At 68.8% G+C, this 12918-nt stretch carries 8 protein-coding genes; 5 read left to right on the plus strand and 3 right to left on the minus strand.

What is annotated here, in order from left to right:
* Positions 1-360: 360 nt before the first annotated feature.
* Complete coding sequence (gene clpB, locus ACLB90_RS05085) at positions 361-2946, minus strand: ATP-dependent chaperone ClpB (protein ID WP_411851904.1); 2586 nt, start codon at positions 2944-2946, stop codon at positions 361-363.
* A gap of 184 nt (positions 2947-3130) precedes the next feature.
* On the opposite strand from clpB, the gene ACLB90_RS05090 reads away from it, so the two are divergent.
* From ACLB90_RS05090 to ACLB90_RS05110, 5 genes are all read left to right on the plus strand, one after another.
* Positions 3131-3625, plus strand: a complete 495-nt coding sequence (locus tag ACLB90_RS05090) for a sigma-70 family RNA polymerase sigma factor (protein WP_411851905.1) — start codon at positions 3131-3133, stop codon at positions 3623-3625.
* Positions 3615-4610, plus strand: coding sequence for a FecR family protein (locus ACLB90_RS05095; RefSeq protein ID WP_411851906.1), 996 nt, complete (start codon positions 3615-3617; stop codon positions 4608-4610). The genes ACLB90_RS05090 and ACLB90_RS05095 overlap by 11 nt, the downstream gene beginning before the upstream one ends.
* A gap of 58 nt (positions 4611-4668) precedes the next feature.
* Complete coding sequence (locus ACLB90_RS05100; protein WP_411851907.1) at positions 4669-7431, plus strand: secretin and TonB N-terminal domain-containing protein; 2763 nt, start codon at positions 4669-4671, stop codon at positions 7429-7431.
* An 86-nt stretch (positions 7432-7517) separates the two neighbouring features.
* A complete protein-coding gene (locus ACLB90_RS05105; protein WP_411851908.1) occupies positions 7518-8570 on the plus strand; it encodes a cytochrome-c peroxidase in 1053 nt (350 codons plus the stop codon).
* Between the two features lie 66 nt (positions 8571-8636).
* Entirely contained in the window at positions 8637-9344 is a 708-nt protein-coding gene (locus ACLB90_RS05110; protein ID WP_411851909.1) for a glutathione S-transferase, read from the plus strand.
* A gap of 9 nt (positions 9345-9353) precedes the next feature.
* Here the strand turns inward: ACLB90_RS05110 and ACLB90_RS05115 are convergent, their stop codons facing one another.
* Both ACLB90_RS05115 and ACLB90_RS05120 read right to left on the minus strand, forming a co-directional pair.
* Positions 9354-10958: a hypothetical protein gene (locus ACLB90_RS05115; protein WP_411851910.1), complete on the minus strand. Its 1605-nt coding sequence runs from the start codon at positions 10956-10958 to the stop codon at positions 9354-9356.
* Positions 10959-11179: 221 nt separating this feature from the next.
* Positions 11180-12901 (minus strand): thiamine pyrophosphate-dependent enzyme, encoded by a 1722-nt coding sequence (locus ACLB90_RS05120; RefSeq protein WP_411851911.1) that lies wholly within the window; start codon positions 12899-12901, stop codon positions 11180-11182.
* Positions 12902-12918 lie beyond the last annotated feature (17 nt).

Genomic DNA, 12918 nt, shown 5'->3' on the forward strand with positions numbered 1-12918 from the left:
CGCGCCTCCTCCGGTTGAACCCGGACGATACCCGAGCGTCGGCGCACCCAGGCGCACACGCTCATGCCGATCACGCATGCGCTTAGGCACTGCGGTGATATGCAGGCGACCACGGCGTCGGCCGCTGACTGCGCGGCGAGAGGGCGGCCAGACGCTTCTGCGAGGCGCGCGTGGGGCGCTGGGCCGCTGGGCCGCGATGCCCTTGTGGGCGAGGTAAAGGAGGAGGTGGCGGCCGCAGGCCGACACCGGGGGACACTCGCCGACGAGGGCATCGCGGCCCAGCGGCCCAGCGCCCCACCCGCGCACCAAAAAAGGCCCGGTGGCAGACGCCACCGGGCCTGTGCGCTGGCCGAAACCGGCTCAGCCCTTGGTGAAGACCAGCTTGCCTTCGGCGGCATCGACCTGGATCGTGTCGCCGCCCAGGAACTCGCCGGACAGGATCTTCTGCGCCAGCGGATTCTCCAGCTGCGCCTGGATCGCACGCTTCAACGGCCGCGCGCCATACACCGGGTCGAAGCCGACATTGCCCAGCAACTGGAACGCCGCGTCGCTGACCTCGATGCGCAGCCCGCGCTCGCCCAGCCGCTTCTCCAGGCCCAGCATCTGGATCTTGGCGATCTGCTTGATCTGCGCCTTGTCCAGCGGATGGAACACCACGATGTCGTCCAGGCGGTTGATGAACTCCGGACGGAAGTGCGCCTGCACCACGCCCATCACCGCCGCCTTCATCTGCGTGTACGCCTCCGGGCTGTCGTCGCCGCTCATGTCCTGAATCTGGTGCGAGCCCAGGTTGGAGGTCATCACGATGACGGTGTTGCGGAAGTCCACGGTGCGCCCCTGGCCATCGGTCAGGCGGCCATCGTCGAGCACCTGCAGCAGGATGTTGAACACATCGGTATGCGCCTTCTCGACTTCATCGAGCAGGATCAGCGAATACGGACGGCGACGCACCGCCTCGGTCAGGTAGCCGCCTTCCTCGTAGCCCACGTAGCCCGGGGGCGCACCGATCAGGCGCGCCACGCTGTGCTTCTCCATGAACTCGCTCATGTCGATGCGGATCATCGCGTCGCTGCTGTCGAACAGGAACTCGGCCAGCGCCTTGCACAGCTCGGTCTTGCCCACGCCCGTGGGGCCCAGGAACAGGAACGAGCCGCTGGGGCGGTCCGGATCGGACAGGCCCGCACGCGAACGGCGCACCGCATCGGAGACGACCTTGATCGCCTCTTCCTGGCCCACCACGCGCTCGTGCAGCACGTCTTCCATGCGCAGCAGCTTGTCGCGCTCGCCTTCCAGCATGCGGTTGACCGGGATGCCGGTCCAGCGCGACACCACCTCGGCAATCTCCTCGGCGGTGACCCGGTCCTGCACCAGCTTGAACTCGGTGATCTCCGCTTCCTGCGCGGCCGCCAGCTGCTTCTCCAGCTGCGGCAACTGGCCGTACTGGATCTCGCTCATGCGGCCGAAATCCTGGCGGCGCTGCGCCGATTCCAGCTCCAGCTTGGCCTGCTCGATCTGCTCCTTGATCTTCGTTGCCCCCTGCAGCGCAGCCTTCTCCGACTTCCATATCTCGTTGAGATCGGAGAACTCGCGCTCCAGCGTATCGATGTCGCTTTCAAGGTCGGCCAGACGCTGGCGCGAGGCCTCGTCCTTCTCCTTCTTGAGCATCTCGCGCTGGATCTTCAGCTGGATCAGCCGGCGCTCCAGACGGTCCAGCTCTTCCGGCTTGGAGTCGATCTCCATGCGGATGCGCGAGGCGGCCTCGTCCATCAGGTCGATGGCCTTATCGGGCAGTTGGCGGTCGGCGATGTAGCGGTGCGACAGCGTCGCGGCCGCCACGATCGCCGGGTCGGTGATTTCCACACCGTGGTGCACCGCGTACTTTTCCTTCAGCCCGCGCAGGATCGCGATGGTGTCCTCGACGCTGGGTTCGCCAACGAACACCTTCTGGAAGCGGCGTTCCAGCGCGGCATCCTTCTCGATGTACTTGCGGTACTCGTCCAGCGTGGTTGCACCGACGCAGTGCAGCTCGCCGCGCGCCAGCGCCGGCTTGAGCATGTTGCCCGCGTCCATCGCACCGTCGGCCTTGCCGGCGCCGACCATCGTGTGCAGCTCATCGATGAACAGGATCACCTGCCCCTCGCTCTTGGCCAGGTCATTGAGTACGCCCTTCAGCCGCTCCTCGAACTCGCCACGGAACTTGGCGCCGGCAATCAGCGCGCCCATGTCCAGCGACAGCACGCGCTTGCCGCGCAGGCCCTCGGGCACTTCGTCGTTGATGATGCGCTGGGCCAGGCCTTCGACGATCGCGGTCTTGCCCACGCCGGGTTCGCCGATCAGCACCGGGTTGTTCTTGGTGCGGCGCTGCAGGACCTGGATGGTGCGGCGGATCTCTTCATCGCGGCCGATCACCGGGTCCAGCTTGCCGCTCTCGGCACGCGCGGTCAGGTCGATGGTGTACTTCTCCAGCGCCTGGCGCTGGTCCTCGGCATTCTCCGACTGCACACTCTCGCCGCCGCGGATCTTGTCGATGGCCGCGTCGATGCGGGTCTTGTCGGCGCCGGCGGCGCGCAGCGCCATGCCGAGCGTGTCGCCATCATCGACGGCAGCCCGCACGAACCATTCGCTGGCGATGAACGCGTCGCCATGCTGCTGGGCCAGCTTGTCGGTGTTGTTGAGCAGGCGGTTGAGATCGTTGCCGATCGACAGGTTGCCCTCCTGCCCGGAAACCTTCGGCAGCGCATCCAGCGCCTCGTTGAGGCGTTCGCGCAGCACCGGCACGTTGACGCCGGCCTGCGACAGCAGCGGGCGCGTGCTGCCGCCCTGCTGGTCGAGCAGCGCCGAGAACACGTGTACCGGTTCGATGATGTTGTGGTCGCGGCCCACGGCCAGCGACTGCGCGTCCGCCAGCGCCTGCTGGAAACGCGAGGTGAGCTTGTCCATCCGCATGGGGAGATCCTCTCTGGTGAAATGGCCAGCGTGGCTGGCAGATGTACTAAATATGCGGTTGTCGCGCAGTGATTCAAGACAATCCGGGGCTGGCAATACAGCCGCCATACTGCAATACTTGCGAATCATTCTCATTCCCATTGGTTCCTGAGCCCTGTCCGGGCCACACCACCGGCGCCCTTCGATGCAGGCACAACGCGAGTTCCTTGGCGTCCTCTACCGGGACCACCGCTGCTGGCTGCAGGGCTGGCTGAGCGGCCGCGTGGGATGCCGCGAAACGGCCGCCGACCTCACCCAGGACACCTTCGCGCGCCTGCTGCAGGATCGCGACCTCGCCGCGCTGCGCGAGCCGCGCGCGTTCCTCACCACGGTGGCGCGCGGACTGGCCGCCAACTGGTTCCGTCGCCAGTCGCTGGAACGCGCGTGGCTGGAGCACCTCGCCGCGTTGCCCGAGGCGGTGGTGCCTTCGCTGGAAGACCAGGCGGTGGTACGCGAGGCGCTGCAGCAGATCGATGCGATGCTCGACGGCCTGCCCGCAGCGGTACGCCAGGTGTTCCTGCTGGCGCAGTTCGAGGGGCTGCGCTACGACGTGATCGCGGTGCGCACCGGGCTGTCGCTGAGCACTGTGAAGCGGCACATGAAACGCGCGCTGGTCGGCTGCCTTGCGCATGCCCTCTGAGCCTGCCGGCACCGGCACGGCCATCGCCCCGGACATCCTTGGCCAGGCGGCGGAGTGGCTGCTGCGCCTGCATGACGACAACAGCGCCGACATGCGCCACGCCTGTGCAGCGTGGTGCGCACAGCATCCCGAACATGCCCGTGCCTGGGAGCGTGCGCAGCGTCTGCAGGCCCTGCTCGGCCAGGTGCCGGCGGCAGCGGCCCTGCCGGTGCTGGGTCGACCATCCAGCGCGCGGCGGCGCACCGCGATCAAACACCTCGCCGCCTGGCTGGCAGTGGCACCGGGCGCGTGGCTGGGCTGGCGCCTGCTGCATCCCGGCGCGGACAGCCCGGCGCTGCGTACCGCCATCGGCGAGCGCCGCGATGCACGCCTGCCCGATGGCAGCCAGGTCACGCTGGATACCGACACCCGGCTTTCCCTGCACTTCGATGCGCGCCAGCGCGAGCTGGACCTCCACCAGGGCCAGGTGCTGGTGGAGACCGCCGCAGACACCCATGCGCCGCCACGCCCGTTCGCCGTGCAGACACCCCAGGGCCGGATCACCGCGCTGGGCACCCGCTTCAACGTGCGCATGGACGACGGTCGCACCCACGTGGCGCTGCTGGCCGGCGCCCAGTTGATCCAGCCCGCCGGCGGCGCTGCATGGCAGATGGCGGCCGGGGAACAGGCCTGGTTCGATGGACAGGGCAACCACGCCCTCGGCGTGCTGGACGACACCGTCGCCAGCTGGACGACCGGCATGCTGGTCGCCGATGCGATGCCGCTGGCCGCACTGCTGGCGCGCCTGGACCGCTACCGCCACGGACGCCTGCGCTGCGATCCGGCGATTGCCGCACTGCCGGTGTCCGGCGCCTATCCGCTGGACGACACCGCACGCAGCCTGGCCATGCTGGAGGCGACCTACCCTGTGCATGTGCGCCGCGCACCGGGCGGCTGGTGGGTGCTGGTGGAACCGCGCGGATCGATCGTCGCGACGGCGCGATGACACTTTTCGCGCGCTCGCGGGGCAAGGACAGGAACCCTGCATTCCAACCGAATCCACCATGACCCGATCCCCGCGTTTTCTCACCGCCAGCGCGCTGACCCTGGCCCTGCTTGCCACCCCGTTGTTCGTGGCCGCCGCTCCTGCCGAACCGCAGGCACAACCGGCTGCCCTGCCGCTCGGCCGGGCACTGTCCAGCTTCGCCGGCCAGCAGGGCGTGGCACTGTCCTTTGATCCGGCGCTCACCGCCGGGCGCAGCGCACCGGCCGTGGCCGACGGGCTGTCGGTGGAGGCCGGCTTCAATCAGTTGCTGGCCGGCAGCGGTCTGCGTGCGCGCCGCCGCGCCGATGGCAGCTACACCGTGGAACGCGCCGCGGGCAAAGCGCCCATGCCGGCGTTGCGGGTGGAGGCCAACGCCGCCTCGACCTACCTTCCCTCACAGCTCCCCTACGGCCAGGGCACGCGCCTGGACGAACACGCCCTGCAGGCCCAGGTGAAAGGCAACGGTGACATCGCCACCGCGCTGCGCAGCAACCCCGCCGTGCAGTTCAGCGACCGCTCGCGCACCACGCGCAACATGGGCGAAATCCGCCCGGATGATTTCTCCATCAACGGTGCGCCGTACTACCAGAACCTGTTCCTGCTCGACGGCGCCAGCTTCAACAACGATCTCGACCCGGTGGCCACTGCGGTCGGCACGACCGAAAACACCAACCACAACTCCGATGTCCCCAGTGCCGCACAGGGCATCGCGGTCGACGTGGACCTGCTGGAATCGCTCACGGTGTACGACGCCAACGTACCGGCGGCCTACGGCGGCTTCACCGGCGGCGTGGTCGATGCACGCACCCGTGGCGCCCGCGACGCGTTCGGCGGCAAGGTGTGGATGCGGATGGCGCGCTCGGCCTGGGACCAGATCATCACCAATCCGGCCCAGGACACCACCTACGAGGAATCGGCGACGCTGGCCTACCAGCCCGCCTACGACAAGTACCGCGTGGGCGCCCGGCTGGAGGGCCGCACGCAGGGCGGGTTGGGCATCATCGGCACCGTGGTGCGCAGCCGCTCGGAGATTCCGCTGCGGGCCTACACCGCCGGCCGGTCAACCCCCGGCAACGACGTCAACCAGCGCACCCAGACCCGTGAGAACACCGCCGCCACGGTTGCCCTGGACTGGAGCAGCGACACCCTGGACCTGCGCCTGGGGCTGGGCTACGCGCCCACCGACGACCGCTACTTCATCGCCAACACCAAAAACTCCTGGTTCGACCTGAAATCCGGCGGTCCCACGGCCAACCTGAGCGCGGTCTGGCGGCACGGTGCCTGGACACTGTCGCAGCGGCTGAGCTACAGCGACCTGGAGTCGTCGCGGCGCAGCGAGGAGACCACCATGCGCCATTGGCGCCCTTCCCAGGCGTTCGACTGGGGCGTGGCCGCGGTGAGCAGCGAGGGCAGCTGGGGCAGCGTGGACCAGCACGACCGCAAGCTCGGCTACACCCTGTCCGTCGCCCATGACACCGTGACCGTGGGCCGCACCGCGCACGACGTCCAGGGCGGGCTGAGCGTGCAGCGCCGCGACGCCAACTACAAGCGCCTCAACGACCAGTACGTGTACCAGAGCGCGGTGGCCACACGCAGCTGCACGCTCAGCGACGGGCGCGTGGACAGCGTGAGCTGCTCGCTGTCGCCGCTGCTCGATGGCAGCGGCAACGGGCAGTACCTGAGCATGCTGCAGCTCTTCCACGCCGGCGAATTTTCGGTGAGTGGCGAGGAATACGCGGCCTGGCTGCAGGACGATATCCGCATCGGCAACTGGAGCGTGCGGCCGGGCCTGCGCCTGGACCGCGACAACGTGTTCAACCAGACCAACCTGTCGCCGCGTCTGGCGGTGAGCTGGGATGTGTTCGGTGATGAGGACACCCGCATCAACGCCGGCGTGAACCGCTATTACGGCCGCAGCTTCTTCGCCTACCTGCTGCGCGATGGGCGCGAGCGCCTGCGCGAGAGCAAGACCCGGCGCAGCGCCAGCACCGCCTGGGAGGATGTGGCGGGGACCTGGAACGTGGCCACCAACCGCCTGCGCGATCTCGATTCGCCCTATGCCGACGAATGGTCGCTGGGCCTGGACCAGCGCGTGGCCGGGCTGCGCATCAGCGCGAAATATGTCGACCGCCGCAGCCGGCGCGACGTGCTCCGCCGCCGGATCGGTGAGCCGCTGGATGCCACGCTCTACAACCGCAACACCTTCGAATACACCAACGACGGCCGCAGCGATGCCGGCATCGCCACCCTCACCGTCGCCTCGCGGGAACCGTGGACGTTCCTCGGCACGCGCAACAGCTGGCAGCTGGCGGCCGACCACACCGACGTCAAGCGCAACTACAACAGTTACGAAGACACGCTGCTGATGGATGAGCTGGTGCGCTACGAAGGCAAGCTGATGTACCGCCACCAGCTGCCGGCCACCGACTACCTGCGTCCGTGGAGCGCACGGCTGGGCACGCGCACCGAGGTGCCCGCGCTCGGGCTGACCTGGAACAACAGTTTCAGCTACCGCGCCGGCTACCAGGGCATCGCCACCGGACGCCCCGAGACCATCGACGGTGTGTCGGTGCCCAACCTGACGCGGCAGCAGTTCTCCGGCACCTGGACCTGGGATGCGTCGATCGAATACCGCCATGCGCTGCCGCGTGACCAGGAGGCGTACGTGCGGGTGGAGGCGCAGAACGTGCTCAACCGCAGCAACCTGACCAGCGGCGTCGCCGGCACCGCGTTCTACGAGCCCGGACGCAGCTTCTGGCTGGAACTGGGCTACACGTTCTGAGCCCGGCCCGGCGCCTGCTGCTCGCCACGCTGCTGGGCGGGGCGCTGCTGGGCGGCAGCCGCGCCGCGCCGGTCGCGTTGCCGGCGGTGGATGCCGACTGCCGTCGGCAGCTCGCCACCGCCGGCACGCTGCCAACCCCGGCGTGCCTGCGCCAGGCGTATGCCCAGCCACGCACGCATTGGCCGGCGCCACAGGTGGATGCGGGCGTGGCCTGGCAGGAACTGGGCCCACTGCCCGCCATCGTGGCGCCGGCGGACAACCCCTCCACGCCGGCCAAGGTGGCCTTGGGCCGGCGGCTGTTCGACGACCCCCGGTTGTCGCGCTCGGGGCAGATCGCGTGTGCCAGTTGCCACGAGCGCGACCTCGCCTTCGCCGATGGCCGCCGCGTGTCGTTCGGGCACGACCGCCAACCCGGCCGCCGCAACGCGCCCAGCGTGGCGATGAGCGGCCATCTGCAGCCCCTGTTCTGGGACGGCCGCGCAGCCACGCTGGAGGACCAGGCGCTGCTGCCGATTGCCGATCCGAAGGAAATGGCCTTCAGCGCCGACGCGGCCACCGCCCGGCTGCGTGCCGAGCCCGGCTACCGCCGTGCGTTCGCCGCCGTGTTCGGCGACGACCGCATCGACACCCGCCAGCTCGCCCAGGCCATCGCCGCGTTCGAGCGCAGCCTGGCGCCAGCGCCCTCACGCTTCGACCGGTTCGTCTCCGGTCGCCACGACCAGCTCGACGATCAGCAACTGCAGGGCCTGCATCTGTTCCGCACGCGCGCCCGCTGCATGAACTGCCACAGCGGACCGGCGCTGACCGACAACGGGTTCCACAATCTCGGCCTGCATTTCCACGGCGGCCGGCGCCAGGACCTGGGCCGCTACGAGGTCACCGGCGATCCGGCCGACAGCGGCCGCTTCCGCACCCCTTCCCTGCGTGGCGCGGCGCGCACGGCGCCCTACATGCACAACGGGGCCATCGCCCGGCTGGACGCCGTGCTGCTGTTCTACAACGTCGGCGGCGGCAGACCACGACCGCGGCCCGGCAGCGACGCCCACGGCCCGTTCCCTGCACCGGACCCGCAGCTGCAGCCGCTGCAGCTGCGACGCGACGAGCTGCAGGCGATCCAGGCCTTCCTGCAGACGCTCTGACGCGGCGATCACATCCGCTTTCGGCCCCAGCGTCGAAGCTGCACGCTGGTATCGCGGAGTACGCACATGCATTACGAGCTGTATTACTGGACCGGCATCCAGGGCCGTGGCGAGTTCATCCGGCTGGCGCTGGAAGATGCGGGCGCCGCCTATACCGACATGGCCCGCGTGCACGGCGATGCGGTGATGCAGCCGTTCCTGGACGGCAAGGTGGATGGACTGCAGCCGTTCGCGCCGCCGTTCGTACGCACCGGCAAGCAGGTGGTGGCGCAGGTGGCGGCGATTCTCGACCTGCTTGCGCCCGAACTCGGCCTGGTCCCCGATGCGGCCTCGCGCCGCCAGCAGGCGCTGCAGCTGCAGGCGACCATCGCCGACCTGGTGGCCGAAGTACACGACACCCATCACCCGATCGCCGCGTCGCAGTACTACGAAGACCAGACGCGCGAAGCCAAGGCCCGCGCTGCCGCGATGCGGGCCGAACGCCTGCCCAAATTCCTGGGCTACTTCGAGAACGTGCTCAAACACAACGGCGGCCGGCATCCGCTGCGCGAGCACTCCTACGTGGATCTATCGCTGTTCCAGCTGCTGGCCGGCCTGGAGTACATGTTCCCGCGCCGCATGCAGACGCTGTGGCCGTCGCTGCCGCTGCTGCGCGCCCTGCAGGAGCGGGTGGAACGGCGCCCGAACATCGCGGCCTATCTCGCCTCCGGGCGCCGCCTGGCGTTCAACACCAACGGCATCTTCCGCCACTACCCCGAACTGGATGGCGACTGAAAGGGTAGGTCACGACCGTTGGTCGTGACCCCCCGGATCCTTCTGCAGCGACAACAGCGCCAGCAGGCCCGCCAACGCCACATACGCCCCGGCGAACTGCCAGCTGATGATCTTCGGCAGCCCTTCCAGATGCCACGGCAGGTAGATGCCGCCGCGCGGGTCCACCGAGTGGATCAGGCCGAACAGGGTCAGCGCCGCCGCGACCAGCAGGAACGCCGAGGCGCGCAGCAGTCTGCCGTCGATCATCGCCACCACGGCGGCGATCCACAGCATCGAGGTGATGATGAAGCCGTTGCCCAGGGTGAAGATCACCGCCAGCTCGGGCAGGCCATGCCCGTCCAGCGTGGAGGTCATCGCCGCCAGCTGTTCCGGCGCGATCCAGCCCGGTGCCTTGATCGCCAGCAGGTAGGCCACCGACGGCAGGAAGCCCAGCACCATCGCCCCGGCGTGTTCGCGTGGCGTGGCCTGGAAGGCCTGGGTGGTGATGTCGATGGCCACGTAGACGATGATCGGCGCCAGCACCGCCAGCGGCAGCCACTGCACCAGTCCGGAGATCACCCCGAGCATGCCGCCGACGCCCACAAACAGACCGGTCAGCAGCGTGTAGCCGCTGCGCGCGCCCATGTGCTTGTAGGCCGGCTGACCGATGTACGGCGTGGTCTGCGCCACGCCGCCGCAGAAGCCGGCGACCAGCGTGGCCACCGCTTCCACCAGCAGGATGTCGCGGGTGCGGTAGTCGTCGCCCGCCGCACGCGCGCTTTCGGAGACGTTGATGCCACCGACCACCATCAGCAGGCCGAACGGCAGCAGCAGCGGCAGGTAGGTCATCGCCGTGGGCAGGCCATCGATGAAGCCCAGCGTGGGCCACGGCAGCACGATCTGCGGCGGGGTCCACGCGGGCACATGGAAGCCCGGCGCGCCCAGCCCGGCCAGGCCGAGGCCGTAGTAGAGGATCGTGCCGAACACGAAGGCCACCAGCACGCCCGGTGCACGGATCGGCAGGCGGCGCTTGGCGATCAGCACGTACAGCAGCAGACCGAGGGTGACGAAACCGACGATCGGCGAACGCAGGGTTTCCAGCAGCGGCAGGAAGCCCATCAGCACGATCGCGATGCCGGCGATCGAGCCCAGCAGCGACGCCCGCGGCAGCGCGCGGGTGACCGCTTCGCCGAAGAACGACAGGATCACCTTGAGCACGCCCATGATCACCAGCGAGGCCATGCCCAATTGCCAGGTGGCGATCGCCGCGTCGTGCGGCGCCAGGCCCTGCGCCTTGAACGCCAGGAACGCCGGACCGAGCACCAGCAGCGCCATGCCGATGCTGGTCGGCGCATCCAGGCCCAGCGGCATCGCGGTGACGTCATCGCGCCCGGTGCGCGCCGCCAGGCGCCGCGCCATCCAGGTGTACAGCACGTTGCCGACCAGCACGCCGAAGGCGGTCCCCGGGAACATGCGGCCGAACACCACGTCGGCCGGGAACTGGAAGATGCCGACCAGCGCCATCGCGATGAAGCCCAGGATCGACAGATTGTCGACCACCAGACCGAAGAAGCCATTGAAGTCGCCGGCGACGAACCAGCGAGGCCCGGAGCGGACCGGAGCGGAAGCGGGCATGTGGGGGCCTGCAGGTGGGGGGTAGCCGATGGTAGGGCTACGCGCCTCCCGTTAACAGGTGCATGGGTGGAACGCCGGGGTGTACGCGTGATCCAGGCGGCGATGGCATCCGTCCGACGGTATCGGGAGCCGGCCAGCGGCCGGCATTACCTGGGTGCGTCCGACGGTATGTGGAGCCGGCCAGCGGCCGGCACTACCAACGGTGGTGACGCCCGCCCGCCTCAGGGCTTGTTGAGGAAGTTGTTCGCCAGCAGGTCACGCACATCGCTCACCCGCCCGCTCAGCAGCGCCTTGGCCGCATACAGCGCGGTACCGGCCACCTGTTTGGCTTCCACCTGCGGCGGCATCACCAGTTCGGTCGGGCTGGTGTGCACGTCCAGCAGCGCCGGGCCGGGGTGCGCCAGCACGTCCTGCACGGCCTGCTCCAGGTCCTCCGAGCGGGTCACGGTGCGCCCGTAGAAGCCGATCACCTCAGCCAGCCGGCCGAAATCGGGGTTCTTCAGGTCCGTGTAGTTGTCCAGCAGACCTTCCACCTTCTGCTCCAGCTCGACGAAATTCAGCGAGCTGTTGTTGTAGACCACCACCTTGATCGGCAGGTTTTCCTGCACGGCCGTGAGCAGGTCGCCCAGCAGCATGGCGATGCCGCCGTCCCCGGACAGCGAGATCACCTGCCGGCCCGGGTAGGCCTTCTGCAGGCCCAAAGCCTGCGGCATCGCGTTGGCCATCGTGCCGTGCAGCAGGCTGGTCAGGGTGCGGCGGCGGCCGTTGGCGCGGATGTGGCGCAGGATCCAGACCATCGGCGAGCCGCCGTCGGCGGTGAACAGCGCATCGTCACTGGCGTGCCGGTCGATCAACGCGGTGAGGTGCTGCGGATGGATCAGCGTGCCCTCGCCGGGCTCCTCTTCCTTGGCGCGCGTGGCCAGCGCCTTGTCGCGGTGGCCGATGCACTCGTCCAGGAAGCTGCGGTCGTCGCGCTCGGCCAGCAGCGGCAACAAGGCCTGCAGCGTCGGGCCGATGTCGCCGACCACGCCCACGTCCACCGGATGGCGACGGCCCAGGTGGCTGCCATCGCGGTCCACCTGGATCAACGTGGCCTTGTCCGGGTAGTACTGGCCCCAGGCGAAGTCCGCGCCGAGCAGCAGCAGCGTGTCGCAGGCCATCAGCGTGTGGTAGCCGGACTCGATGCCGAAGATGCCGGTCATGCCCATGTTGTACGGGTTGTCGTACTCCACGAAGTCCTTGGCGCGCGAGGTATGCGCGATGGGCGCCTTGAGCCGCTCGCCGAGCGCCACCAGCAGATCGTGCGCATGCTCGCAGCCGGCCCCTGCATAGATGCCGATGCGCGTGCCCTGCCCGATCAGCGCGGCGATGCGCTGCAGTTCATCGTCCGAGGGGCGCAGCACCGGCTGGGTGTAGTGCACCGAGAATGGCGGATCGTGCTTGACCTCGGCTTCGCTGATGTCGGCCGGCAGGATCACCACCGCCACGCCGCGCCGGCTGATCGCCGCCTGGCAGGCCAGCGTGACCACGCGGCGCGCCTGCTGCGGGCTGTACACCTGCTCGCAGAACACGCTGCAGCTGGCGTATACGGACTTGAAATCGACTTCCTGCGGAAATTCCATGCCCAGCTCGGGCGTGACCACCTGGCTGGCAATCAGCACCATCGGCGCACGGTTGCGGTTGCTCTCGAAGATGCCGTTGATGAAATGCAGCCCGCCCGGCCCGCAGGAGCCGGCGCAGGCGGTGAGCCGGCCGCTGATCAACGACTCGGCACCGGCCGCGAACGCGGCGACCTCTTCATGGCGCATGTGCACCCAGTCGATGTCGCTGCGGTGGATGGCATCGGTGACGTGGTTGAGGGTGTCACCGACGATGCCGTAACAGTGACGGACACCGGCGGCCTGCAGGGTTTCAACCACGATCTCGGCAACGCGCTTGCTCATGACGGACATCCACTACA

It is taken from the genome of Stenotrophomonas sp. LGBM10 (genome assembly GCF_046736075.1).
Taxonomy (GTDB): Bacteria; Pseudomonadota; Gammaproteobacteria; order Xanthomonadales; family Xanthomonadaceae; genus Stenotrophomonas.

What these genes read in the sequence shown, in the direction of transcription:
- ACLB90_RS05110 (WP_411851909.1), top strand. Translation starts at nt 8,637, where the DNA reads ATGCATTACGAGCTGTATTACTGGACCGGCATCCAGGGCCGTGGCGAG.
- ACLB90_RS05120 (WP_411851911.1), bottom strand. Translation starts at nt 12,901, where the DNA reads ATGAGCAAGCGCGTTGCCGAGATCGTGGTTGAAACCCTGCAGGCCGCC.
- ACLB90_RS05090 (WP_411851905.1), top strand. Translation starts at nt 3,131, where the DNA reads ATGCAGGCACAACGCGAGTTCCTTGGCGTCCTCTACCGGGACCACCGC.
- ACLB90_RS05095 (WP_411851906.1), top strand. Translation starts at nt 3,615, where the DNA reads ATGCCCTCTGAGCCTGCCGGCACCGGCACGGCCATCGCCCCGGACATC.
- ACLB90_RS05100 (WP_411851907.1), top strand. Translation starts at nt 4,669, where the DNA reads ATGACCCGATCCCCGCGTTTTCTCACCGCCAGCGCGCTGACCCTGGCC.
- clpB (WP_411851904.1), bottom strand. Translation starts at nt 2,946, where the DNA reads ATGCGGATGGACAAGCTCACCTCGCGTTTCCAGCAGGCGCTGGCGGAC.
- ACLB90_RS05115 (WP_411851910.1), bottom strand. Translation starts at nt 10,958, where the DNA reads ATGCCCGCTTCCGCTCCGGTCCGCTCCGGGCCTCGCTGGTTCGTCGCC.